This is a genomic window from Streptomyces sp. NBC_01089 (assembly GCF_045162975.1).
Taxonomy (GTDB): domain Bacteria; phylum Actinomycetota; class Actinomycetes; order Streptomycetales; family Streptomycetaceae; genus Streptomyces.
Map to the genome: position 1 here is coordinate 5,694,160 of NZ_CP108660.1, position 24,260 is coordinate 5,718,419.

Sequence of the window (24,260 nt, forward strand, 5' to 3'; positions counted from 1 at the left end):
GGTGGTCGAGGTCCTGCCGGACCCCGAGCACCCGCCCCGCACTCATTCCCGGGTGCGCGCGACAGCCCTAGGCGCGCGCCGCGGCCGCGTCCGCCGCCTGGGCCCTGAGCGCCCGCTCCACGCCCGAGCGCGACTCGGACACCAGCCGCCGCAGCGCGGCGTTCGGCCCTGCGGACTCCAGCCAGGCGTCCGTCGCGTCCAGCGTCTCCTGCGACACCTGGAGCGCCGGGTACAGGCCGACCGCGACCTGCTGGGCCATCTCGTGGCTGCGGGACTCCCAGACACCCTCGACCGCGGCGAAGTACTTCTCCGTGTACGGAGCGAGCACCTCGTGCTGGTCGGTCTGGACGAAGCCGCCGATCACCGCTTCCTGCACGGCGTTGGGGAGCTGGTCCGACTCCACGACCGACGCCCACGCCTCCGCCTTGGCGGCCTCCGTCGGACGCGCGGCACGGGCGCTCGCCGCGTGCCGCTCACCCGCCGACGTCCGGTCACGCTGCAGCTCGGCCGCGATCTCCTCCTCGTCGAACCGGCCGACAGCGGCCAGCCGGTGCACGAACGCCCAGCGCAGCTCGGTGTCGACGGCCAGACCCTCGATCGACTCCTCGCCCTCCAGCAGCGAGCTGAGCAGATCCAGCTGGAGCGGGGTGCGCGCCGTCGTGGCGAAGGCGCGGGCCCACGCCAGCTGGTGGTCGCTGCCCGCTTCGGCGGCCCGCAGATGCGCCAGCGTCGCCTCGGTCCACTGGCTCAGCCCCGCCTCGCGCCAGGCCGGGTCCGCGTACAGGTCGAGCGCCAGCTTCACCTGGCGGTGCAGCGACTGCACCACGCCGATGTCCGACTCCTTGGAGATGCCCGAGAGCACGAGTGCCAGGTAGTCACGGGTGGCCAGCTCGCCGTCGCGCGTCATGTCCCAGGCGGAGGCCCAGGACAGGGCGCGCGGCAGCGACTCGGCGAAGTCGCCGAGGTGCTCGGTGACGACGCGCAGCGACTCCTCGTCGAGGCGCACCTTCGCGTACGACAGGTCGTCGTCGTTGAGCAGGATCACCGCGGGGCGCGGGGTGTCCTGCGGGAACGGCACCTCGGTGCGCTCACCCTCGATGTCCAGCTCGATCCGGTTCGTCCGGACGAGCCTGCCGTCCTCGTCCAGGTCGTAGCAGCCGATCGCGATGCGGTGCGGGCGCAGCGTCGGCTCGCCCTTCGCTCCCGCGGGCAGCTCGGGGGCCTCCTGGCGCACGGCGAAGGAGGTGATGTGGCCGGCGCCGTCGACCTCGATCTCCGGGCGCAGGATGTTGATCCCCGCGGTCTGCAGCCACGCCGTCGACCACGCCTTCAGATCGCGCCCCGAGGTCTTCTCCAGCGCGCCCAGCAGGTCCGCGAGACGGGTGTTGCCGAAGGCGTGCTCCTTGAAGTACGCCTGCACGCCCTGGAAGAACTCGTCCATGCCGACATAGGCGACGAGCTGCTTGAGGACGGACGCGCCCTTGGCGTACGTGATGCCGTCGAAGTTGACCAGGACGTCGTCCAGGTCGGTGATGTCGGCCATGATCGGGTGCGTGGACGGCAGCTGGTCCTGGCGGTAGGCCCAGGTCTTCATGGAGTTGGCGAAGGTCGTCCAGGACTGCGGCCACCGGGACCCGTCCGCGTACGCCTGGCAGGCGATGGAGGTGTACGTGGCGAACGACTCGTTCAGCCAGAGGTCGTTCCACCACTCCATCGTGACCAGGTCGCCGAACCACATGTGCGCCAGCTCGTGCAGGATCGTCTCGGCGCGCGTCTCGTACGCGGCGTCGGTGACCTTCGAGCGGAAGACGTACTGGTCGCGAATGGTCACCGCGCCCGCGTTCTCCATGGCGCCCGCGTTGAACTCCGGCACGAACAGCTGGTCGTACTTGGCGAACGGGTACGCGTAGTCGAACTTCTCCTGGAACCAGTCGAAGCCCTGCCGGGTCACGTCGAAGATCGCGTCCGAGTCGAGGAACTCGGCCAGCGACGGACGGCAGTAGATCCCCAGCGGGACGGACACGCCGTCCTTCTCGTAGCTGCTGTGCACCGAGTGGTACGGGCCGACGATGAGCGCCGTGATGTACGTCGAGATGCGCGGCGTCGCCTCGAACTCCCAGACGTGGTCGCGGGGTTCGGGCGTCGGCGAGTTGGAGATCACGGTCCAGCCCTCGGGGGCCTTCACGGTGAACTGGAAGGTCGCCTTCAGGTCGGGCTGCTCGAAGTTGGCGAAGACCCGCCGTGCGTCGGCGACCTCGAACTGGGTGTACAGATAAGCCTGGTCGTCGACCGGGTCGACGAAGCGGTGCAGGCCCTCACCGGTGTTGGTGTACGCGCAGTCCGCGACGACCCGCAGCTCGTTCTCCCCGGCGAGCAGCCCGGAGAGCGCGATGCGCGAGTCCTTGAACACGGCGTCGGTGTCCAGGGGCGTGCCGTTCAGGACGGCCTCGTGGACGGCCGGCGCGATGAGGTCGATGAAGGTATCGGCCCCGGCCTCCGCGCTCCGGAAGCGCACCGTGGTCACGGACCGGTAGGTGCCTCCCTCCTGCGCGCCGCTGAGGTCGAGGTCGATCCCGTACGAATCGACGGTGAGCAGGCTCGCACGCTGCCGTGCCTCTTCGCGGGTCAGATTTGTGCCGGGCACCCGGGTCATCTCCTCGGTATGTGACGTTTCCGCTCATCCTTCCACGCCCGCAGGCGGACGAGTGGGCCGGACCGGGCGGATACGACGGAGCGCACAGTCCAGCGGCCCCGGCGGGGCGGGGCTGCGGGGCTGTGCGCTCGCTGTGGGGCCCGTACGGCCCCGGAAGTGCTGCGGTGGGCTCAGGCGCTGAGCTCCGCCGCCACCAGCTCCGCGATCTGGACGGCGTTCAGCGCGGCGCCCTTGCGGAGGTTGTCGTTCGAGACGAAGAGGGCCAGGCCGTTCTCCACGGTCTCGTCGTTACGGATACGGCCCACGTACGACGGGTCGGTACCGGCGGCCTGCAGGGGGGTGGGGATCTCGGAGATCTCCACGCCGGGGGCCGCCTTCAGCAGCTCGTAGGCGCGCTCCACCGTGAGGGGGCGGGCGAAGCGGGCGTTGATCTGGAGGGAGTGGCCGGAGAAGACCGGGACCCGGACGCAGGTGCCGGAGACCTTCAGCTCCGGGATCTCCAGGATCTTGCGGGACTCGTTGCGGAGCTTCTGCTCCTCGTCCGTCTCGTACGAGCCGTCGTCGACGATCGAGCCGGCCAGCGGCAGCACGTTGAAGGCGATGGGGCGCTTGTAGACGCCGGGCTCGGGGAAGTCCACAGCGCCGCCGTCGTGGGTCAGCCGGTCGGCGTCGGGGACGACCTTGGCCGCCTGGTCGTGCAGCTCGGCGACACCGGCCACACCCGAGCCGGACACGGCCTGGTAGGTGGCGACGGTCAGCGCTTCGAGACCGGCCTCGTCGTGCAGCGGGCGCAGCACCGGCATCGCGGCCATCGTCGTGCAGTTCGGGTTGGCGATGATGCCCTTGGGGCGGTCGGCGATGGCGTGCGGGTTGACCTCGGAGACCACCAGGGGGACCTCGGGGTCGCGGCGCCAGGCGGAGGAGTTGTCGATCACGACGGGGCCCTGCGCCGCGACCTTCTCGGCGAGCGCCTTGGAGGTGGCGCCGCCGGCCGAGAAGAGCACGATGTCCAGCCCGGAGTAGTCGGCCGTGGCCGCGTCCTCGACGGTGACGCCCTTGCTCTGCCAGGCGAGGGTGGTGCCCGCGGAGCGCACGGAGGCGAACAGCCGCAGCTCGTCGACCGGGAACTCCCGCTCAGCGAGGATCTTGCGCATGACTGTGCCGACCTGACCGGTGGCTCCGACGATTCCGACCCTCACGGTGACTCCTCCGTACTCACTGCGCACCTGCTGCGCGTCATTGCTGGCCATGGCGGCCACGGCTGGCCGCACCATCATGCGTACGACCGGCGGCGCCTTGTCCAATCCATTGTCCGGGGAACGGACAGCGGGGCGGGCGCCGATCCTGGCGCCTGCCCCGCTCCCCTGTTGTTCACACCTTATTCCGCACGGTTGCGGCGTTTCGCACAGTTACGGTGTGACCTTCGCGATCCGGACGCTGCCCGTTCCCGCGACCGTGCCGCGGGCGTTCAGCAGCTGGACCTGGCCGAAGAGCTCACGCCCGGCGGGCGCGGGTCCCGCGGCGACGATCCGGGCACCGAGCTCCGCCGAGGCCCCGGTGGCGAGCTTCACCTTCTTGGCCGCGTCGACCTGCACCGAGCCGAGCGACGGCGCGAAGTACACATCGCGGTAGCTGTACGTCGTCGACCCGGCCGGGACCGCGTAGGCGTCCACCTCGACCGTGTACGTGCCGGCGGCCGGCTTGAGCAGGCTGACCGACTCGTCGGAGCCGCCGGCCGCGGACGAGCCGACCTGGGCGCCGTCCCGGTAGACGTAGAGGTCCAGGTCGGCGCCGGTGTCCGAGGTCCCGCCGATGGAGACGTCGAACCGGTCGACGCCCTCGGGGACGGTGACCGTGGTGGTCCTGCTCTGGCCTTCCCCGACCGTCGGGGTGGCCTCGGCGGACGAGCCGAGCGGGCCGCCCTTCAGTGTGCCGTCGATGGCGGCGTAGCCGTTGCGGACCGTCCACTCGACGGGCGCCGGAGTGCCGGCCTTCGCCTCGGGGAGGGTCTGGACGGCCGGGTCGAATGCGGCGCCCAGCAGCGCCACGTCCAGCTTGAACGGGTTGTCGAGGTACGGCGACGTACGGCGGGCCTCCACCTCGATCTCCCAGACACCGGGCGCCGGGTCCGGGTAGGACCGCAGATCCGGGCGGCAGGTGTTGGCCGGGTTGTCGTAGTTCGGGTAGCAGCTGGGCGTCGACGTGTCGTCCACCGGCACCCCGTACGGGTGGATGGAGATGAACCGGGTCTGGCTGCCCGACCGCAGCGCGCTCATCCCGACTTCGAGCGCCTTGGCGCCTTCCGGCACCGTCAGGAAGTACGACTTGGTGCCGTTGCGCTGCACCGAGCCGGACTGCTCGACGGTGTACGAGGGCTTGGCGAGCGGCTTCGAGACGACCACGGTGGCCATGATCTGCCGGTCGGTGCCCGCCGTCCCCGGGTCGTCCAGCTGGAGGATGGCGCTGTGCGCCCCCGCCGAAGCGGGCTTCGCGCGGACGGTCACGGTCACCGCACGGCCCAGCGGCAGAGACACCCGCGCCGGACCGGCCAGCGAGAACGTGCCGTCGTTGTTCCGGAAGGACAGCCGGTGCGCGACGGCCCGGTCGGGCCCGGTGGTGCGCACGACGCTGACCTTGTACGTCTTCTGCTGCCCGGCCCTGAGACCGCCCTCGCGGTCGTAGACGCCGGTGCCGTGGCCGGGGGTCTTCAGGGCGTCGTCGATCGCGGTGTCGACCGGCGCCTTGACGGTGTACTCGTGCGCGGCGCCCTGCCGGGAGTCCGCGGCCTTCCTGATGGTCTTCCAGGCGCCGACGATATTGATCAGGCCCGCGCCCTCGGCGTGCGCCGGGACGCCCTTGATGTGGGTGGCGGTGCTGGTGAGCGCGGTCCGCAGATCGGCCGGGGGCAGCTCGATGTGCTGCTGCTTCGCGGCCGAGAGGAGCAGCGCGCTCGCACCGGCGGCCTGCGGGGCGGCCATCGATGTGCCCTGGAGCATCGAGTATCCGGCGGGCAGCGGGTAACCCGCCTCCTTCACCGGAGCGCCGGGCAGCCAGGTCTGAGTGGAGTTGACGGCGGCGCCCGGCGCGGAGAGCGTCGGTGTGAAGCCGCCGTCCTCACGCGGGCCGCGCGAGGAGAACGGCATCATGTCGTTCTTCTTCGTCACACCGGACCCGTAGTCGGCGGCCCAGGTCTCCTTGGAGATGGTCGCGCCGACGGAGATCACATGGTCGGCGAGGCCGGGGTCGCCGATGGTGTTCACACCGGGGCCCTCGTTGCCGGCCGAGATGACGAGCTGGACGCCGTAGGTGTCGATGAGCCGCTTGTACAGCTCGTCGCGCGCGTTGTTGCCGTCGTTGAGCGGGGGCAGCCCGCCGATCGACATGTTCACGATGTCCACGCCGCGGTTGACGACCAGGTCCATCATGCCTTCGGTGAGGGCGACGTTGGTGCAGCCGCCGCTCCAGGTGCAGGCGCGCGAGGAGACGATCCTCGCGCCGGGCGCCGCGCCGTTCATCGCGCCGCCGAACAGGCCGTTCGCCGCGGTGATGCCAGCGACATGGGTGGCGTGCTCACCCTGGATGACACCGATGTTGACGTAGTCCGACGTGTTGCCCGCCGCGTCGTAGACGACGTTCTTCCGGTTCTCGACCACGAAGGGGACCCGCTCGGCCACCTCGGTCCTCGGGTCGTCCTTGCCGAAGTAGCCGATCTGGAACTTGTCCTTGTACGGCTTCATCGCGGTGTCGTCGGTGAAGTCCCCGTCGCCGTCGAGGTCCACCCGCACGGTCCCGGCGACCGGGTCGTACAGCACGCCCCACACGTCGGTGGTGTCGCCGTCCCGGTTGAGGTCGCCCGCCTCGTCGCCGCCGGTGGTGACCTTCTCGGCGAAGGTCTGGAAGCGGTACGAGCCGGCCGGGGCCTTCCAGGTACGGCCGGCGGCGGTGAAGGACGGGCCCTTGACGGCGGTGTTCATCCGCAGCCAGGTCCCGTCGCCGTCGGCGACCGGGTCCGTCGCGGTCACCCAGTCGACGATCTTCCGTTCGCCGGTGCTGGTCCTGCGCAGCGCCGGGTGGCCCAGGTCGACACCGGAGTCGAGGATGCCGATGGTCACCCCCCGGCCGTCGGACTTCGGGTGCTGCCGCACGAAGTCGACCGCGCCCGTCTCGAAGGACGGGTTGTACGGGTTCCTGGCCGGGGTCTTCCGGCCAGGAGCGGCGTACGGGCCGGCGGACGCCCGGGCCGTGGCGCCCTTCGCGGTGTCACCGGCGGGGGTCGGGTCGTCCAGCTCGATCTCCTGCTTGAGGTCGATGCCGTGGACGGAGGACAGCTTCCCGGCCGCTTCGATGGCCGAACCCGCCCTGGGCGTCGGCAGGGTGGCCCGTACGTACCCCAGCTTGTCGTCGGCCCTGCCGACGATCGCACCGGGTACGGCGTCGAACTGCTTGCGCACCTGGCCGGTCGCGCCCGGGGCGGTCGCCACCATGACGGTCACGGACTTGGTGCCGTCCTGCTCGGCCCGGCCGAGCAGCTGGGCGTCGGACGCGCCGAGCTTGTCCGCGGCGGAATCGGCGGGCTTCACGGTCTTCACCCCCGGGGGCGCGGGCCGGTCCTGACCCGCGGCGGCGACCGCGGGCGCGGCGCCTGCCGCGGCGAGGGCGAGCACCACGCCTGCGGCGGACACGACCCGCGCCGCGCGTCTCGCCCGGGTTATGGAGCTGGGGAATTCGAGGCTCATCTGCATCCCTGGTATGTGGAAGGAAAGGTCCGGAATCCGGAGCCTGATGACCAGATCTTTACCTAAATGACTCTCCCTTGGGGAGAGTTGTCCGTCCGGTGGATGTTCCTTGGCGGTCTTCCGCCATACGCCACCCCGCGCATAGCGGGACGGACCCGCTCAACTCCGGTCCGCCGGGCCGTACGTCTCTTCCGCGGACCGCGGGTGATCCCTGTGCGGTGATCGGTGTTGCCTGTTGCGGTCTCGTTCACGCACAGGTCATGCCCGCTGCCAACCATCCGGAGGAGCGGGGAAAACAGCCCCGCCGCCCTTGCCACCGGGGAGACCGAGCCATGCCACGTATGCGTTCCGCCGCCCGCGCACTCGACCGCCGCACTCTTCTCGCCGCCGCAGGCGCCGCAGCCGTGGCCGCCGGTGTCGGCACAGCCGTCGGCACCGGCGGCGGCGCTTCCGCCGCACCCGCGCCCGCACCGGCCACGCCCGGCGCCGCCGTACCCGCCGCACTCCGCTCGGCGCCCGCCGCACCCGTCAGGCCCGCCGGCCCTTCACCGGCCGGCACCACCCTGCTCACCGCGGCGGCCCCCCGCACCGGCCACCCGGGCAGCGGCTACCGGCGGCTGGGCGAAGGCCCCGGCTGGGACCGTGTCGTACGGGACCGGCTCGCCGCCGCCCGCTCCGGCCGCGCCACCCGGCGCACCACCGTCGCCGCCTTCGTCCAACTCACCGACCTGCACCTCACCGACGTCCAGCACCCGGTGCGCGGCGAGTTCCTGCGCCCCGCAGACACCGCGGCCTGGCGCCCCCACGAAGCGCTCACCGTGCCCGGCGCCGTCTCCCTGGTCGAACGCGTCAACGCGCTGCGCACCGGCCCCGCCACCGGGGCGCCGCTCTCCTTCGTGATGACCACAGGGGACAACACCGACAACAACTCCCACGCCGAACTCGGCTGGTTCCTCACGGTGATGAGTGGCGGACGCATCACCCCCAACACCGGTGACCCGCGCCGCTACGAAGGGGTCCAGGACTCCGGCATCAAGCACTTCTGGCACCCGGACTCGGCCCTGCGCGACACCGACAAGCAGCGCGGCTTCCCGCACATCGAGGGGTTCCTCGCGGCGGCCGTACGCTCAGTCAACAGCCCCGGCCTGCGCATGCCCTGGTACTCGACCGTCGGCAACCACGACTCGCTCAGCAGCGGATCCATGGCGGCCCGCGGCCACTTCCTGGCCGACTTCGCGGCCGGCGGACGGAAGCTGTACGAGATCCCGGCCGCCGAGGCGCGCGCCCAGCTGGCCACGGACCAGAAGAACGGGGACTTCGACGGCAGCCACTTCGCCGCCCTGGTCCGCAGGCACGGCAAGGACCTGCGCCCCATCACCCCCGACCCGGCCCGCGCCCCCTTCACACCGCGCGAGTACCTCACCGCCCATCTCGACCCCGCGCACGCCGGCGCCGGTCCGGTGGGACACGGCTACACCCGGGCCAACCTCGACAACGACACCCTCTACTACACCTTCCGGATCGCGCCCGGCGTCATCGGGATCAGCCTCGACACCACCGGCAGGGGCGGCCACTTCACCGGCACGGTCGGCACCGCACAGCTGAACTGGCTGGACCGCACGCTCACCGCCCACACGGGCGAACACGCCCTGGTCTTCAGCCACCACAACAGCTGGACCATCACCAACACCCACCCCGACCCGGCCCGCCCCGGCGAGCGGAACCACTCCGGTGCCGAGATCGTCGCGCTGCTGGGCAGGCACCGCAACGCGATCGCCTGGATCAACGGCCACAGCCACCGCAACAAGATCCAGCCGCACGGCTCCTTCTGGGAGGTCACCACCGCGTCGCACATCGACTTCCCGCAGCTCGCCCGGGTCTTCGAGCTGACCGACAACAAGGACGGCACCCTCTCGCTCTTCACCACCCTGGTCGAGTCGGCGGCCCCGCACCGCACCGACTTCACCGACCTCTCGCAGACCGGACTCGCCGCGCTCTACCGGGAACTGTCCTTCAACGCCCCCGGCTCCCGTACGGACCTCTCGGGTGCGGCCGCCGACCGGAACACCGAACTGGTCCTCAAGAAGCGCTGATCCGGCGCGTCCTCACCCCTCATCGCTGCTACCGCCGGCCTCCGGTTCAGCGGGGCAGGATCACCACACGGGCCGCGGGCGCGCGGTCCTCGGCGGCCATCAGGGCGGTACGCACCACCGTCGCCTGCTGCGCGGGTGCGTCGCGCAGCTTGGCCGGCGTCAGATGCACCACCGTGATGCCGAGCCGCTCCAGATGGTCGCGCTTACGGGCGTACGGCGAATCGAGCACGTCCTCATCGCCGCGGGCCGCATGCCCGGCCGCCCCACCGGCCCCCTGACCGGTACGCCCGTGGGGCGCCGCCCGGGTGTCCAGCTCCACCGCCACCGCCTCGTCGGGCCAGTAGACGTCCACACCGCCCAGCGAAGGACCGCCCGGCAGCCGCAACTCCACATTCCACAGCGGGTCGGGCAGCCGGTGGTCGCGCACCAGGCCGTAGAGCCGGTCCTCGGCGAGCGAACGCCCCTCGGCGAGGAGCGAGTCGACCGCGTCCGCCACCTGGGCACGCGAGAGCAGCCGGGCCAGCGTCAGCTCCCTGACCAGGGCGGCCGGTTCGCAGTGCCCGCCGCGCACGGCTTCGGTGAGCAGCCGGCGCACGGTGTCCGCGTCCGGCAGCTCGGCGACCGCGTCGGCCAGCGCCCGCTCCACGGGCGCCACCGGCACCCCCGCGACCGGCTGGGCGGCCGGCAGGGTGTGCGCGCGGATGATCCGGGCGCAGCCGGTGGAGCGGAGCCTGCGGGTGCGCGGCACCAGCACATCGATCCGGTCGATGGAGATCAGCGGGGGAGCGGCCGAGAAGCGGTGCAGCGCGAGCGCCGCGAGACCGGTGACCATGGTGTTGCCGTACGGAAGGGGCCCGGCAGCGCCGCCGTGCGCCATGCCCTGGCGCGGCTGGGACGGCACCTTGCCTGACGACCGTTCCGCCGGTGGCCGCCCGGCGTACAGCAGCGCGGCGTGCAGCCGCTCCTCACCGGTCGGCGGACCCGGGTGCAGTACGAAGACCCCTGGCAGCAGCTGCTGCCAGGGGCCTCCGGGCCGGCACTGGGCGGCCGTGCGGGCCGCCGTCACTCCGTGCTCGCGCAGCTGCGGTGCCGAGAGCACCCGGCTGTGCACACCGGCGGAGTGGGAGAGGGAACGGGGGGAGTGCGGGGACGAGGTCTCCCCGCAGAGGGAGGTATCGCGGTTCATGCACCGGAGATGCCCATGCTCCTGCCGCCCGCTAACCCCTGTTACACAACTGTCGGCAAAACCGGACAACACCGTCCTAAAGTAAGCGCCTTCAACGGCCGAGCGGGCCGTCGCCCGGATGGCCCAGGCAACGGCCCGCCGATGGAGCAGCCGACGTTTTATCGGACCGCGACCGGGGTTGAGTCCCCGGCCGCGGTCCGGCTGAGTCCCCGGCCGCGACGGGGCCGAGTCCCCGGCCGCGGTCCGGCGTTCGCTCCGGCTGTAGCTCCGGGTCTCAGCCGGCAGCCCGGCTCGCTCCGGCGTCGCAGTCCTGGGCGCGCAGCGCACGCGCCAGGTCGTCCCTGGCCTCCAGGACGAGCCGGCGCAGCGCGGGCGCCGCGTCCCGGTGTCCCTCCAGCCAGGCGTCCGTCGCGTCCAGCGTCGACGGGTTGTCCTGCAGCCCGGGGAAGAGCCCCCGTACGACGAGCATCCCGATCTGGATCGAACGCTCGGCCCAGATGCGCTCGATGACCTCGAAGTACTTCGGCGCGTACGGCGCGGTCAGCTCACGCTGCGACGCCTGTCCGAACCCGCCGATCGTCGCCTCCACCAGCGCGTTGGAGAGCGTGTCGGACTCCACGAGCGCCGCCCACGCCTCGGCCTTGACCGCCGCCGACGGGCGCGAGGCCAGCGCGCGCACCTCGTGCCGCTTGCCGGACGCCGTGTCGTCGCGGGCCAGTTCCGCCGCGATGCCCTGCTCGTCGGCGACGCCGTGCGAGGCGAGCGGGGCCAGCAGCTCCCAGCGCAGCTCCTGGTCCACATCGAGCCCGTCGACCTTCGCCGAGCCGTCGAGCAGCCCCTCGATCAGCTGGAAATCGGTGTCAGTCGTCGCGGTGGCCGCGAAGAACCGCGCCCAGGTCAGCTGGGCCTCGCTGCCCGGCTCGGCCTGCCGCAGCTCGCGCAGCGCGCCATCGGCGAGCAGCCGCCCGCCCTCCTCGCGCCAGTCGGGCGCCGCGTAGTGCAGCAGCGCGCTCCGCGCCCAGGAGTGCAGCATCTGGAGCACACCGATGTCCGACTCGCGGCCCGCGAACCGCAGGACCAGGGCGATGAAGTCCCTGGCCGGCATCAGCGCGTCCCGGGTGAGATTCCACAGCGCCGACCAGCAGAGCGCCCGCGCGAGCGGATCGGTGATGTCGCCGAGGTGCGCGCGGAGCGTGTCGAGCGAGTCCTCGTCGAAGCGGATCTTGCAGTACGTGAGGTCGTCGTCGTTGACCAGCACCAGATCGGGCCGCTCGGCCCCGGCCAGCTCGGCGACGACCGTACGCGGTCCCGACACATCGGCCTCGGCGCGCGCGTACCGTGCCAACACCCCGTCCTGGACCCGGTAGAGACCGACGGCGACCCGGTGCGGGCGCAGCTCCGGGTACGCGTCGGCCGCGTCCTGCAGGACGGTCAGCTCGGTGATGCGGCCCTCGGCGTCGTGGACGACGGTGGGCGTCAGCGAATTGACCCCGGCCGTCTGGAGCCAGGAGCGCGACCAGGACACCATGTCCCGGCCGCTGGTCTCCTCCAGCACCGACAGCAGGTCGCCGAGCCGGGTGTTGCCGTACGCGTTCCGCTTGAAGTAGCGGCGGGCGCCCTCGAGGAAGGCGTCCTGCCCGACATAGGCGACCAGCTGCTTGAGCACCGAGGCGCCCTTGGCGTAGGTGATCCCGTCGAAGTTGAGCTTGGCGTCCTCCAGGTCACGGATGTCGGCCGTGACCGGGTGGGTGGACGGCAGCTGGTCGGCCCGGTACGCCCACGCCTTGCGGTTGTTGGCGAAGGTGATCCAGCCGTCGGTGAAGCGGGTGGCGTTCACCATCGAGAAGGAACCCATGAAGTCCGCGAAGGACTCCTTCAGCCACAGGTCGTCCCACCAGACCATGGTGACGAGATCGCCGAACCACATGTGGGCCATCTCGTGCAGGATGACGTTCGCCCGGCGCTCGTACGCCGCGCGGGTCACCTTGCCCCGGTAGACGTACTCCTCGCGGAACGTGACCAGACCCGGGTTCTCCATCGCGCCGAGGTTGTACTCGGGCACGAACGCCTGGTCGTACTTGCCGAAGGGGTAGGGGAAGTCGAAGTGGTCGTGGAAGAAGTCGAGGCCCTGCTTGGTGACCAGGAAGATGTCGTCGGCGTCGAAGTGCCTGGCGAGGCCCTTGCGGCAGAGCGCGCCGAGCGGGATCTCCAGCTCGGTGCCGTCCTCCAGGGTCCTGCGGTACACATCCGTCACGTGGTGGTACGGGCCCGCGACGACCGCGGTGATGTACGTGGAGATCGGCTTGGTCTCGGCGAAGCTCCACACCTCGCCGGTCCGCTCGCCGACGCCGTTGCTCCACACCGTCCAGCCGTCGGGTGCGGTGACCTCGAAGGTGTAGGGCGCCTTCAGGTCGGGCTGTTCGAAGTTGGCGAAGACCCGGCGCGAGTCGGCGGGCTCGTACTGCGTGTACAGATAGACCTCGCCGTCCTCCGGGTCGACGAAGCGGTGCATGCCCTCGCCGGTCCTGCTGTACGCGCACTGCGCGTCCACGACCAGGACGTTCTCGGCGGCGAGCCCGTCGAGCGCGATCCGCGACCCGTCGAAGACGGTGGCCGGGTCCAGCTCCCGCCCGTTCAGCCGCACCGATGTCACCGACGGGGCGATCAGATCGGCGAAGGTGGAGACACCGGCCTCGGCCGAGCGGAACCGCACGGTCGTCACCGAGCGGAACGTACGCGGCTCGTCCTCCGGGCCGTCCCCGACCGCCGAACGCAGATCGAGGGCGACCGCGTACCCGTCGACGGAGAGCAGCTCGGCCCGCCTCCGGGCTTCGTCGCGGGACAGGTTCTCACCGGGCACGGGCACTCCTTTGTGGTTACGATCCGTTGTCCGAATCCTCCCACGCGCCGCTCGGGGGCGGCATCCGGGAATGGCGGGGCCCGCCCGGGGCGTTGTCGCGGAAGAGTTGCCGCAGTCGAGAAGTGCGCCTCCCGAGGAGAGACATGTCCGAGAAGACCCCCGTCGACTTCTGGTTCGACCCGCTGTGCCCCTGGGCGTGGATGACATCCCGCTGGATGCTCGAGGTGGAGAAGGTCCGGGACGTCGAGGTCCGCTGGCACGTCATGAGCCTGGCCGTCCTCAACGAGGACCGGCTCGACGACCTGCCCGAGGGGTACCGCGAGACGCTCTCCAGGGCGTGGGCGCCGGTGCGGGTCGTCGTCGCCGCCCAGCAGAAGCACGGCGACGAGGTCGTCGGCAAGCTGTACACCGCGCTCGGCACCCGTTTCCACAACGAGGGCCAGGGTGCGACCCGTGAGGCGATCGCGGCCGCGCTGGACGAGGTGGGTCTGCCCGCCGAACTGCTCGACTACGCGGACCAGAGCCCGTACGACTACGAGGCCGAGCTGCGCGCCTCCCACCACGAGGGCATCGACAAGGTCGGCCAGGAGGTCGGCACCCCGGTCATCGCGGTCCCCGGCTCCGACGGCGAGCAGATCGCCTTCTTCGGACCGGTCGTCACCCCGGCGCCCAAGGGCGAGGAGGCGGCGAAGCTCTGGGACGGGACCCTGATGGTCGCCTCGATCCCCGGTTTCTACGAGATCAAGCGGACCCGGACGCAGGGGCCGATCTTCGACTGAGGCGCTGAATCAGCGGTTCTTGGGTTGTCAAAAGGACTCCGAACTGCGATTGCGCATTGGGTAGATGGACGGTCCCGTTCTCTGGGAGCCGCATCTGACCGCTGTTGTCCGCGCTGCTGGGCACGGACGGGGCACGAGGGCCGGCAGTGCAACGAGCCGTGCGAGGTGCGTGCTCCGTCCGTCCGGGCGGGCTGGTGGGTCAGAGAGGGATGAGGCGGACCTGGCTGCCGCAGAGCTTGGTCATGTCGTCGCTGTCGGAGGTCAGGAGGGCTACCGGTTTCGGCTGGCGCAGGGCGACCTCGGCGACCGTGGCGTCGATGGCGTACTTGTGCCCGTGCAGTCCGGCGGCTTTGAGGATTTCCGCTGCCGCTTTCGCCGCTTGTTCGGTGACCGGTTCCACCTTGATACGGGACAGGGCCCAGTTCAGGCGAGGCATGTTGGTGCGGGAGTGGGTGACTTCCACGATGGTGTTTGCCCCGATCACCAGGTCGGCTCCCATGTCGTGGAAGACCTGCAGTATCGCGAGGAGCCTGCGGTCCTGGGCGATCCAGGCGGAGAGCCCTTCCGAGTCCAGGACGACGCTTTCGATGCGTTCACTCACGCGGCGTCCGCGCCCTTGGAGGAGCCGACAGATCCGAAGATCTTCGCGCGGGCCTCGGCGAGCTCCTCGTTGCTGAAGGTTCCGTGCTCCTCCTCGTGGCGGCGGAGGTCATCGCCCAAGAGCTGGTGCCGGATCTGGCGGGCGACGGCTTCCGCCACATAGCCGGAGACGTTGTCCGTGAGCTTGCGTAGCTCCGCCACCTGGTCGCTGGGGAGGGTGACGGTGATGCGAGTCGTTGAGGACATACAGCAAGCATACTGGAGTATGCGTGAGGTCGTCCGTGATTGGCGCTCCGAGCTCCGACCGGGTGCCTGTGGTGGTGGCGTGCTGCTCTGTCGTGTGCCAAGGATGCCCGCCTCACTGGATTAGCGCGTGCACGGCCAATGTTGATGCCCCGGCGCCGGCCAACCCGGCCAGCATGGGTCGGCCGGGCGGGCATCCGACAGAAAGGTGAGGGCATCGACGATCGCACCGAGCGCCAGTTACTTAAGCGCGACGTCCAATTTGGAGAGTTTGGCAAGGAGCTCGGCAAGCATGCGGTTCACGTCCTTTGCCGCCTCGTCCCTCGCCCTGATCCTGTCGATCAAACTTCCGCTTCGAGTGCATGCGAATACTCCGACAGCCAGGGCCAGGATCGGCACCCATGTCCTCTGCTCTGCGATCCGGGGGATTTCATCTGCAATGATCTGGAGATCACCCCTAGTTCTCCCTGGGCGCTCGTACTGATACACCGCTGCGCCCGATGCGAGGAGAACCAAGGATCGCCGAGAAGCAAAATTGACGACCCTCTTCGGTATCCGCGACAACTGCTCTAGAATGTTCCTCCTTTTTGTCATCCTTTCGAACTTCTCCACAGAGACTTGCCCGACAAGGCGACGTGCCATCGAATAGCGAAGGAGCCACACTGGGCTCCTTCGCCCCAGATTGGTCCACGAGCGCGGTAGATTACTTCGCCAGCCGAGATTCCCCACACGAACACCGATCTCGCTGGCGGATTCCAGGACGTCTGAATACCAAATCCGCCGCTCGACGCGCACGCTTACTTCCACCCAGAATTTGATGGTCAGGAACCGGGCGACTGTGAGTGCGCCGAGCATTATGATGGCAACGAAGGCGACCTTCAAGGGAATGGCAAGCCAGGGCTGTGTCACGCGGCCCTCAATGGACGCGAAGAATTTATACAGCAATTCCATTGACCCCTCCCCGGGGGCTCCATGATTGGGAGCGTAATTATCCGGGAGCGGTGCGAGGAGCTACATGAATTTGAGGGCAGTTTGAGCTTCGCCTTGAGCGTAACTACCTTTGCCCACCATCTATCCTGGCTCCCTTCGGACGTGGCCGTCGATCGCGCTCACCTGGTGTGGTCGACGGCCACGTCCGGAGGCCGTCAGACGGCAGCAGCGGCCTCGCTGCCCCTCCGCGTCCGGCGGTGGAGGATTTCGTCGAACGTGGCACGGGCGCCCGTGGGGTCGATGTAGTGCATCGCCTCGCCGGCTTCCTCAGCGACCTTGCCGACGTCGGACCTCCGGTCGATGGGTTCGGTTATTCCTGTGCGGGGCGTCCGAGCTGGCGTACAGTCCATCCGGCCATGCGCCAGGCGTCGGCGTCGATGAGGTTGCGGAGGTCGACGAGGACCGGGTCCGCAACCAGTGGGGCGAGGGCCTTGGGGTCGGCCTCGCGGAAGTGGGGCCACTCGGTGGCCAGGACGATCAGTTCGGCGTCCTGGACGGAGGCGTCGAGAGTATCGGCGTAGCCGAGTTCGGGGTTGCGGCGTAGTGCCGTGGGTACGGCGTGCGGGTCATGAACGGTGACCGTCGCGCCGCGCTGGTGCATGAGGGCGGCGATCGCCAGGGCCGGGGATTCGCGGACATCGTTGGTGCCGGCTTTGAAGGAGGCGCCCCAGACCGTGACGCGTACGCCGTCCACGGGGCGGCCGAGGGCCTGCTCGATGAGCTTGAGCGCGGCGGTGGGGCGTGATTCGTTGACCTCTTCCGCCGCGCGCAACAGGGTCGCGGCCTCGGCGGCGCCCAGGGCGCGGGCAGAGGCGGTGAAGGCACGGACGTCCTTCGGGAGGCAGCCGCCGCCGTAGCCGGGCCCGGCGTTCAGGCCGCCGCGGCCGATGCGCGGGTCGACGCCGATGGCCTCGGTGAGCTGCTGGACGTCGGCCCCCGCCGCGGCGCACATGTCAGCGACGCCGTTGATGAAGGAGATCTTCATGCCGAGGTACGCGTTCGCCGCGCCCTTGATCAGTTCGGCGGTGGCCGGGTCCGTGACGAACAGCGGGATGCCGTCGGCGAGGAGCGGCGCGTACACCTGGCGTACGACGTCCTCCGCGCGGGCCGAAGGGACGCCGACCACGATCCGGTCGGGGCGCAGGGTGTCGTCGATGGCGTGGCCCTCGCGGAGGAACTCCGGGTTCCAGACGACCTCCACGTCCTCGCCGGCCGGGGCGAGGCGCGCGAGGAGTGCGCCCAGGTCGCGGGAGGTTCCGACGGTGACCGTGGACTTGCCGATGATCACGGTCGGGCGGGTCAGGTGCGGGGCGAGGGCACGGGCGGCGCCGAAGACCTGGCCGGTGTCGTAGCTCCGTCCGTCTGCGTCGATGGGCGTGCCCACAGCTAGGAAATGGACGTCCGCGAACTCGCCCGCCTCGGCGAGGCTGGTCGTGAACCGCAGCCGCCCGGACGCGGTGTGGGCGGCCAGGAGTTCCGGGAGGCCCTCCTCGTAGATGGGGCACTCGCCGGCGTTGAGGCGGTCGATCTTCGCCTGGTCCAGGTCCACGCCGATGACCTCGTGGCCGATCTCGGCCATGGCAGCGGCGTGGGGGATGCCCAGGTGACCACAGCCGATGACGGATACGCGCATGGGTCGACGCTCCTTTCCCTGTTCTCGCCCGCCCGGTGAGTCCGGGACGGGCCGGGCGCGTCACGCTAGCGCTTGCACCCGGCGCGACCCTCATCGTGCAGGCCGGTCAATCGCGCTGCTGCTTCAGGAGGTTGACGACTGCGGGCGGCGCTTCGGCGGCGGTGGCCCGGCATACCAGGTCACCGTCCTGGGGCCCTTCCAGCGGGTACGGCATGAACTCGCCGTCGCGCCAGAAGCCCTCCGGATCGAGGTAGACAACCTGCATACCGCGTTCGCGGACGCGAGCCTGCACCTTGCGTCGATCGGCATGCAGGCCGACGACGAGGAGGGCTTTGGCGCCGTCGATCCATTCGACGTCGGGCACGGCCTGGTCGTACCGGCGCATGAAGCACTCGTCGAGCCCGGCGAGGGCGGCCAGGACATCGAAGTTGTTGGTGATGACCGGCCCCACGAGGTGGCCTGCGTCTTTCAGCTCCTTGAGCGCCAACATGGCAGGGGTGGGCTCGGCGAGGAAGCAGGCGCGGAACATCTCAACGAACTCCGCGGCCTTCTCCTCCGGTTCGGTGAGTACCTCGTGGAGGAGCATGTCGGCCGTCGGTGAGAGCGTGAAGCGGTGCTCGCGCGGTTCGTGCCCCTGGCGGTCAGTGACCCGGTAGACCTCGTGGAGCCGGTGCAAGGGCGGAATGCCCGCCTCAACCGTAACGATCCGGCGCGACCGCCGGTCTGTCCGCACAGAGTTCGTCTCCAGCACGGTACCCATGACGCGGCTTGCGCGTGAGACGAGCTGCCGGGATGAGGAGTGCCGCAGCCGTGTTCCCTGGCTCGCCATGAAGGGCCAACACGAGGCAGGGGGGCCTTTTGGAAGGCAGCCAGTGACCGTCTTGCACCCGGACTCATGGGCGCGGCGGTCACCGCCGAGGGGATCTGTCCCGGCTCCGCAGCCGTCGACAGTGCCGTCTTAGGCCAGCCGCCGGACGAGGGGTGCACGGCACGCCTCTGGCTCGCAGGGAGCCGGATCCCGCCGTCGACCTGGTGGAGCCGCTGTTCACGAGCTTTTCGCTGACCCTCTCCGATCCGGCATACCTGCCGACTGTGGTGCTGGGCACGCGAGATGGAAAAGGTCGCCGATACGCCGACAGCCGGCCCCCGCGAGTCATGTCCTCGTGGGGGCCGGCTGCTTTTCATCCGCCCGCAGGTGAAGGTTGAGAAGACGATCACGAGCAGGACGTCAGGGGTGCCGCACCGTCATGGCGCGGGGCTGTCACGGCGCGAGCAGCAGCACGTCGGCGCGCTCCTTGGCTGCGGCGTAACGCTTCGCCACGTCCTGCCAGTTGACGACCTTCCACATCGCCTCGATGAAGTCCACCTTCTGGTTCTTGTACTGCAGGTAGAAGGCGTGCTCCCAGGCGTCGAAGACCAGGACCGGCACCGAACCCTGGCCGACGTTGCCCTGGTGGTCGTAGATCTGCTCGACGATGAGCCGCCCGCTGACCGGCTCGTACGCGAGGACGCCCCAGCCCGAACCCTGGGTGGTCGCTGCGGCCTTGGTCAGCTGGGCCTTGAACTTGGCGAAGGAGCCGAACGACTCGGCGATCGCACCGGCGAGGTCGCCGACGCCGTCCTTGTCCAGGGGCTCGCCACCGCCGTCACCGGTCATGTTGTGCCAGTAGATGCTGTGCAGGATGTGACCGGAGAGATGGAACGCGAGGTTCTTCTCCAGGCCGTTCACCGCGCCCCACTGGTCCTTGTCGCGCGCCTCCGCCAGCTGCTCCAGCGTGTCGTTGGCGCCCTTCACATAGGCCGCGTGGTGCTTGTCGTGGTGCAGCTCGATGATCTGGGGATTGATCACCGGTTCCAGCGCCGCGTAGTCGTACGGAAGTTCAGGAAGTGTGTAAGTCGCCATGTCGTCCGAGCCCTCCGACTGCTTATTGCAAGCTGTATGCAAGTGCAGGCTAGCAGCAGGTGCAGATAGGACGCGGGAGGCCCCGCCGTACCACCGTGCGGGGGCGCCGCCGCACGGACGAGTGCGCCTGCGGTGGACAGCCGGAAGGGCGGGCGCCCTGTACGGCACCCGCCCTTCCGGTTCTTCCGGCCGCGAGGGCCGCTGGCCGTCAGCCTCCGACGGCGTCAGGTCGGCGCCGCGTCCCCAACTCCCGTACGCCCGCGGCCACCAGCACCGCCGCCGTCGCACCCAGCGACCACAGCAGCTGCGGGCGCGCGGTGTCATCGGTCAGCATCAGCACGAAGACCACGGCCAGACCGGCCAGCGTGGCCCAGCTCAGCCACGGGAAGCCCCACATCCGCAGCTGCAGCAGCTCCGGGGTGTCCCGCTCGATCCTGCGGCGCAGCCTCAGCTGGCTGGCGGCGATCAGCGCCCACACGAACAGCAGGACCGCGCCGACCGCGTTGAGCATGTAGAGGAACACCGAGTCCGGCCACTCCAGGTTGAGCAGGACCGACACGAACCCGAAGGCGACCGACGCCAGGACCGCCCGGCGCGGCACGCTGCCGGTGACCTTGAGCAGCCCGCGCGGCGCCTCACCCCGCTCGGCCAGCGAGAAGATCATCCGCGAGGAGCCGTAGAGATTGGCGTTCAGCGCGGAGAGCATCGCCACGAAGACGACGATGTTCATGATGGTCCCCGCCGACGGCACGCCGATCGAGTCGAGCACCGTCACATACGGGGAGAGCCCCGCCTGCTGTGCGCTCCAGGGCAGCACCGCCACGATGACCAGCATTGACCCCACGTAGAAGAAGAGGATCCGGAACACCGCGCTGCGCACCGCACGCCCGACCGCCCGCACCGGGTTCTCGGTCTCCGCCGCGGCGATCGTCACGACCTCGAGACCGCCGAAGGCGAAGACGACCGCGAGCACACCGGAGATGACGCCGTGCCAGCCGTGCGGCAGGAAGCCGCCCTGCCCGGTGAGGTTGGTCAGCCCGACGGGGTCGGTGTCCGGCAGCACACCGAAGACCGCCAGCAGCCCGAGCACCAGGAAGAGGACGATGGCGCCGACCTTCAGGGCCGCGAACCAGAACTCGAACTCGCCGAAGTTCCGTACGGCCGCGAGGTTGGCGACGGTGAAGACCACCATGAAGGCCAGCACCCAGGTCCACTGCGGGACCCCGGGCACCCAGCCGTTGGCGATCTGGGCCGCGGCCGTCGCCTCCACGGCGAGGACGACCACGAGCAGGAACCAGTACAGCCACCCCACCGTGAATCCGGCCCAGCGCCCCAGCGCCCGCTCCGCGTGCACCGAGAACGAGCCGGACGCGGGGAGCGCCGACGACATCTCGCCGAGCATCCGCATCACGAGCATCGCGAGGGTCCCCGCGATCAGATAGGAGACGACGATGCCGGGGCCGGCCACGGCGATGCCCGCGCCCGAACCCACGAAGAGCCCGGCGCCGATCACCCCGCCCAGGCCGAGCATGGTCAGATGGCGCTGCTTCAGCCCGGCGGAGAGAGGCTCCGCCCGGAGAGGTTCGGACATGGTGCTCGACGCTCGCGATGCTCTGGATGATGGGAACGGACGTTTTGGTGAGATCCCACAGTGTCCCCAAGGGGCCACCCGTTCCGCAACGGAGATCTACCTGCCTGGACCTCCAGTGACGAGCATCACGCGCGAAGACGGTTGAACCGCACCCTTTGTATGAAACCAACCAAAGCCCCAACCTCCGCTTTGTGGGCCGCTGATGGTGTTGCGCACCCGCCCGCCGCGCTAACGTCAGCCTGTCCCCACCTGCCCTCACCCGCGGAGTCCCGATGAGCACTGCTGCCGCCACCACCCGCCCCGGAGCGGTCCTCGCCGATCTGCTGCCGGCCACCCGTACGCGCGACATCGCGCTCGTGCTCGGCGGCGCCGCGCTCACCGGCATCGCGGCGCAGATCGCCGTGCCGATCCCCGGCTCCCCGGTCCCGGTCACCGGCCAGACCTTCGCCGCGCTCCTGGTGGGCGCCTCGCTCGGCGCGCGCCGCGGCTTCCTCTCGCTCGCGGTGTACGCGCTGGTGGGCATGGCGGGTATGCCGTGGTTCGCGGACGGCAAGGCGGGCCCCGGCGGTGCCACCTTCGGCTACGTCCTCGGCATGCTGCTGGCATCGGCCGTGGTCGGCGCCCTGGCCCGGCGCGGCGGCGACCGCTCCGTGCTGCGCACCGCGGGCACCATGGTGCTGGGCTCCGCGATCATCTACGCGGTCGGCGTCCCGTACCTGGCGCTGACCACCGGCATGTCGGCCTCGGCCGCCATCGCCGCCGGGCTCGTCCCGTTCCTCATCGGCGACGCGCTGAAGGCGGCCCTCGCGATGGGCGCGCTGCCGAGCGCCTGGAAGCTGGCGGGCCGCCGCGGCTGACCCCGCCGGACACGGACGTACAACGGACAGACAAGTGGGAGGGGCCGCACCCGGCGAACCGGGTGCGGCCCCTCCCGCATGTACGTCCTGATGCCTGCCGTCAGCCGTCAGCCGTCAGCCGTCGGCCTCCACCGGAGCCGGCGCGAGAGCCCTGCGCCGCCGGTCCCGTACCACCGCGACCACCAGCACCAGCACCGCCGCGAGCACCGAGAGCAGCATCTGCTTGCGCCCCTCGGTGTCGTACAGCATGTAGCCGACCACGAAGAGGATCAGGGCGATCGTCGCCCAGGTCAGATACGGGTACAGCCACATCCGTACGGTCAGCAGCTCCGGGTTCTCCCGCTCGATCCTGCGGCGCATCCGCAGCTGCGAGAAGCAGATGACCAGCCAGACGAAGAGGGCCACCGCGCCCGACGAGTTCAGCAGGAACTGGAACACGGTGTCCTGCGCGATGTAGTTGAAGAACACCGCGACGAAACCGAAGGCGACGGACGCCCAGATCGCGACGGCCGGCACACCGCCCCGGTTGACCGTGGCGAACGCCTTGGGGGCGTCACCGCGCTGACCGAGCGAGAAGGCCATCCTGGAAGCCGTGTACAGACCGGAGTTGAGACAGGAGAGCACCGCGGTCAGCACCACGATGTCCATGATCGTGCCGGCCCCCGGGATGTCCAGCGAGTCGAGCACCGCGACATAGGGACTGGCCGTGACCGCCTTGGAGTCCCACGGCAGCAGCGTCACGATGACGAAGATCGAACCGATGTAGAAGAGCGCGATCCGCCAGATCACACTGTTGACCGCCTTGCGGACGGCCTGCACCGGGTTGGGCGACTCGGCGGCTGCCAGCGTCACGATCTCCGAGCCCATGAAGGAGAAGACGACCAGCAGCATCCCGGAGAGAATCGCGCCGGGCCCGTTCGGCAGGAACCCGCCGTGCCCCGTCAGATTGCTCATCCCTGCCGGGTCGCCGCCCGGCGGCAGACCGAAGACGGCGAGCAGACCGATCACGATGAAGGCAATGATCGAGACGACCTTGATCCCGGCGAACCAGAATTCGAATTCACCGAACGAGCCGACCGAGACGAGGTTGGTGCCGGTCAGCACCAGCATCACCAGCAGCGCCCACGCCCACTGCGGTATCGCGGGCACCCACCCGGTGAGGATCGACGCGGCCGCGGTCGCCTCCACGGCGAGGACCACGGCCCAGAAGAACCAGTAGAGCCAGCCGATGGTGAACCCGGCCCACCGGCCCAGCGCCCGGTCGGCGTACGTGGAGAAGGAACCCGAGACCGGATCCGCGGCGGCCATCTCGCCCAGCATCCGCATGACCAGGACGACGAGCAGTCCGGTCAGTGCGTAGGAGAGCAGAATGCCGGGGCCCGCGGCGTTGATGCCGGCCCCCGAGCCGACGAAGAGCCCCGCACCGATCACGCCACCGATGGCGATCATCGAAAGATGGCGGTTCTTCAGGCCGGCCTGAAGTCCGTCCGGTGAATCACCGCCGGGGGAGTCCCCGCCCGGCGATCTGTCAGCGACCCGAGAAGGAGGTGCAGCGCCCATGCTCTCTGTCCTTAATTGTCGCGAACGGGTCACGCTTTACGTGCCCCGACCAGGCGTCCCACCTACCCGGCGTGCCACACTCGAAGCATGCGCGTGTACCTCGGTTCCGATCATGCCGGATACGAACTCAAGAACCACCTCGTCGAATGGCTCACCGCCCACGGCCACGAGCCCGTGGACTGCGGCCCGCACATCTACGACGCCGTGGACGACTACCCGCCGTTCTGCCTCAGGGCCGCCGTGAAAACGGCCGCAGACCCCGACAGCCTCGGCGTCGTCATCGGCGGCTCCGGCAACGGCGAGCAGATCGCGGCCAACAAGGTCAAGGGCGTCCGGGCGGTACTGGCCTGGAGCGAGCAGACCGCCGCGCTCGGCCGCGAGCACAACAACGCCAACGTCATCTCCGTCGGCGGCCGGATGCACACGCAGGAGGAGGCGGTGAAGTTCGTCGAGATCTTCCTCGCCACCCCGTACTCGGGCGAGGAGCGCCACCAGCGCCGCATCGACATGCTCACCGCGTACGAGGCGACCGGCGACCTCCCGCCCGTCCCGGCCCACCACCCGCAGAAGGACTAA

At 70.0% G+C, this 24,260-nt stretch carries 17 protein-coding genes; 4 read left to right on the forward strand and 13 right to left on the reverse strand.

Annotation, left to right across the window (positions count from 1 at the left end; translation table 11 throughout):
• Positions 1-67: 67 nt before the first annotated feature.
• The 3 genes from pepN (OG510_RS25575) to OG510_RS25585 all read right to left on the reverse strand — a co-directional run bounded on the left by pepN (OG510_RS25575) (position 68) and on the right by OG510_RS25585 (position 7,395).
• Complete coding sequence (gene pepN / locus OG510_RS25575; RefSeq protein WP_406139850.1) at positions 68-2,644, reverse strand: aminopeptidase N; 2,577 nt, start codon at positions 2,642-2,644, stop codon at positions 68-70.
• Between the two features lie 179 nt (positions 2,645-2,823).
• The gene (locus tag OG510_RS25580) at positions 2,824-3,852 is read right to left on the reverse strand and encodes an aspartate-semialdehyde dehydrogenase (protein ID WP_164265246.1); all 1,029 of its coding nucleotides are present in this window, start codon (positions 3,850-3,852) and stop codon (positions 2,824-2,826) included.
• A gap of 210 nt (positions 3,853-4,062) precedes the next feature.
• The gene (locus OG510_RS25585) at positions 4,063-7,395 is read right to left on the reverse strand and encodes a S8 family serine peptidase (RefSeq protein ID WP_406139852.1); all 3,333 of its coding nucleotides are present in this window, start codon (positions 7,393-7,395) and stop codon (positions 4,063-4,065) included.
• A 326-nt stretch (positions 7,396-7,721) separates the two neighbouring features.
• On the opposite strand from OG510_RS25585, the gene OG510_RS25590 reads away from it, so the two are divergent.
• Positions 7,722-9,482 (forward strand): TIGR03767 family metallophosphoesterase, encoded by a 1,761-nt coding sequence (locus OG510_RS25590; RefSeq protein ID WP_406139854.1) that lies wholly within the window; start codon positions 7,722-7,724, stop codon positions 9,480-9,482.
• Positions 9,483-9,528: 46 nt separating this feature from the next.
• On the opposite strand, the gene OG510_RS25595 is transcribed toward OG510_RS25590, so the two are convergent.
• Both OG510_RS25595 and pepN (OG510_RS25600) read right to left on the reverse strand, forming a co-directional pair.
• Positions 9,529-10,668: a hypothetical protein gene (locus tag OG510_RS25595; protein ID WP_406139855.1), complete on the reverse strand. Its 1,140-nt coding sequence runs from the start codon at positions 10,666-10,668 to the stop codon at positions 9,529-9,531.
• Between the two features lie 274 nt (positions 10,669-10,942).
• On the reverse strand, positions 10,943-13,528 hold the full coding sequence (gene pepN / locus OG510_RS25600; protein WP_406139857.1) for an aminopeptidase N: 2,586 nt from the start codon (positions 13,526-13,528) through the stop codon (positions 10,943-10,945).
• Between the two features lie 143 nt (positions 13,529-13,671).
• On the opposite strand from pepN (OG510_RS25600), the gene OG510_RS25605 reads away from it, so the two are divergent.
• Positions 13,672-14,307 (forward strand): DsbA family protein, encoded by a 636-nt coding sequence (locus OG510_RS25605; protein WP_406139859.1) that lies wholly within the window; start codon positions 13,672-13,674, stop codon positions 14,305-14,307.
• A gap of 199 nt (positions 14,308-14,506) precedes the next feature.
• Here OG510_RS25605 and OG510_RS25610 read toward each other — a convergent pair whose 3' ends face one another.
• From OG510_RS25610 to OG510_RS25640, 7 genes are all read right to left on the reverse strand, one after another.
• Positions 14,507-14,908, reverse strand: a complete 402-nt coding sequence (locus OG510_RS25610; RefSeq protein WP_406139861.1) for a PIN domain-containing protein — start codon at positions 14,906-14,908, stop codon at positions 14,507-14,509.
• The gene (locus tag OG510_RS25615; RefSeq protein ID WP_406139862.1) at positions 14,905-15,153 is read right to left on the reverse strand and encodes a hypothetical protein; all 249 of its coding nucleotides are present in this window, start codon (positions 15,151-15,153) and stop codon (positions 14,905-14,907) included. The genes OG510_RS25610 and OG510_RS25615 overlap by 4 nt, the downstream gene beginning before the upstream one ends.
• Before the next feature lie 237 nt (positions 15,154-15,390).
• A complete protein-coding gene (locus OG510_RS25620; protein WP_406139864.1) occupies positions 15,391-16,101 on the reverse strand; it encodes a hypothetical protein in 711 nt (236 codons plus the stop codon).
• 349 nt (positions 16,102-16,450) lie between these two features.
• Positions 16,451-17,773 carry a UDP-glucose dehydrogenase family protein gene (locus OG510_RS25625; RefSeq protein ID WP_406139865.1) on the reverse strand — a complete coding sequence of 441 codons (1,323 nt, stop codon included), beginning with the start codon at positions 17,771-17,773 and terminating at the stop codon, positions 16,451-16,453.
• Positions 17,774-17,879: 106 nt separating this feature from the next.
• Complete coding sequence (locus OG510_RS25630) at positions 17,880-18,533, reverse strand: hypothetical protein (protein ID WP_406139866.1); 654 nt, start codon at positions 18,531-18,533, stop codon at positions 17,880-17,882.
• A 501-nt stretch (positions 18,534-19,034) separates the two neighbouring features.
• A complete protein-coding gene (locus OG510_RS25635) occupies positions 19,035-19,676 on the reverse strand; it encodes a superoxide dismutase (RefSeq protein ID WP_356825844.1) in 642 nt (213 codons plus the stop codon).
• Between the two features lie 208 nt (positions 19,677-19,884).
• Entirely contained in the window at positions 19,885-21,267 is a 1,383-nt protein-coding gene (locus OG510_RS25640) for an amino acid permease (protein WP_406139868.1), read from the reverse strand.
• Between the two features lie 272 nt (positions 21,268-21,539).
• Here OG510_RS25640 and OG510_RS25645 point away from each other — a divergent pair, with 272 nt between their 5' ends.
• The gene (locus OG510_RS25645) at positions 21,540-22,124 is read left to right on the forward strand and encodes a biotin transporter BioY (RefSeq protein WP_406139869.1); all 585 of its coding nucleotides are present in this window, start codon (positions 21,540-21,542) and stop codon (positions 22,122-22,124) included.
• Positions 22,125-22,238: 114 nt separating this feature from the next.
• Here OG510_RS25645 and OG510_RS25650 read toward each other — a convergent pair whose 3' ends face one another.
• The gene (locus tag OG510_RS25650; RefSeq protein ID WP_406139871.1) at positions 22,239-23,684 is read right to left on the reverse strand and encodes an amino acid permease; all 1,446 of its coding nucleotides are present in this window, start codon (positions 23,682-23,684) and stop codon (positions 22,239-22,241) included.
• An 87-nt stretch (positions 23,685-23,771) separates the two neighbouring features.
• Here OG510_RS25650 and OG510_RS25655 point away from each other — a divergent pair, with 87 nt between their 5' ends.
• Positions 23,772-24,260, forward strand: a complete 489-nt coding sequence (locus OG510_RS25655) for a ribose-5-phosphate isomerase (protein ID WP_164261143.1) — start codon at positions 23,772-23,774, stop codon at positions 24,258-24,260.

What these genes read in the sequence shown, in the direction of transcription:
- OG510_RS25585 (WP_406139852.1), bottom strand. Translation starts at nt 7,395, where the DNA reads ATGCAGATGAGCCTCGAATTCCCCAGCTCCATAACCCGGGCGAGACGC.
- OG510_RS25590 (WP_406139854.1), top strand. Translation starts at nt 7,722, where the DNA reads ATGCCACGTATGCGTTCCGCCGCCCGCGCACTCGACCGCCGCACTCTT.
- OG510_RS25595 (WP_406139855.1), bottom strand. Translation starts at nt 10,668, where the DNA reads ATGAACCGCGATACCTCCCTCTGCGGGGAGACCTCGTCCCCGCACTCC.
- OG510_RS25605 (WP_406139859.1), top strand. Translation starts at nt 13,672, where the DNA reads ATGTCCGAGAAGACCCCCGTCGACTTCTGGTTCGACCCGCTGTGCCCC.
- OG510_RS25615 (WP_406139862.1), bottom strand. Translation starts at nt 15,153, where the DNA reads ATGTCCTCAACGACTCGCATCACCGTCACCCTCCCCAGCGACCAGGTG.
- OG510_RS25620 (WP_406139864.1), bottom strand. Translation starts at nt 16,101, where the DNA reads ATGGAATTGCTGTATAAATTCTTCGCGTCCATTGAGGGCCGCGTGACA.
- OG510_RS25625 (WP_406139865.1), bottom strand. Translation starts at nt 17,773, where the DNA reads ATGCGCGTATCCGTCATCGGCTGTGGTCACCTGGGCATCCCCCACGCC.
- OG510_RS25630 (WP_406139866.1), bottom strand. Translation starts at nt 18,533, where the DNA reads ATGGGTACCGTGCTGGAGACGAACTCTGTGCGGACAGACCGGCGGTCG.
- OG510_RS25635 (WP_356825844.1), bottom strand. Translation starts at nt 19,676, where the DNA reads ATGGCGACTTACACACTTCCTGAACTTCCGTACGACTACGCGGCGCTG.
- OG510_RS25640 (WP_406139868.1), bottom strand. Translation starts at nt 21,267, where the DNA reads ATGTCCGAACCTCTCCGGGCGGAGCCTCTCTCCGCCGGGCTGAAGCAG.
- OG510_RS25645 (WP_406139869.1), top strand. Translation starts at nt 21,540, where the DNA reads ATGAGCACTGCTGCCGCCACCACCCGCCCCGGAGCGGTCCTCGCCGAT.
- OG510_RS25650 (WP_406139871.1), bottom strand. Translation starts at nt 23,684, where the DNA reads ATGGGCGCTGCACCTCCTTCTCGGGTCGCTGACAGATCGCCGGGCGGG.
- OG510_RS25655 (WP_164261143.1), top strand. Translation starts at nt 23,772, where the DNA reads ATGCGCGTGTACCTCGGTTCCGATCATGCCGGATACGAACTCAAGAAC.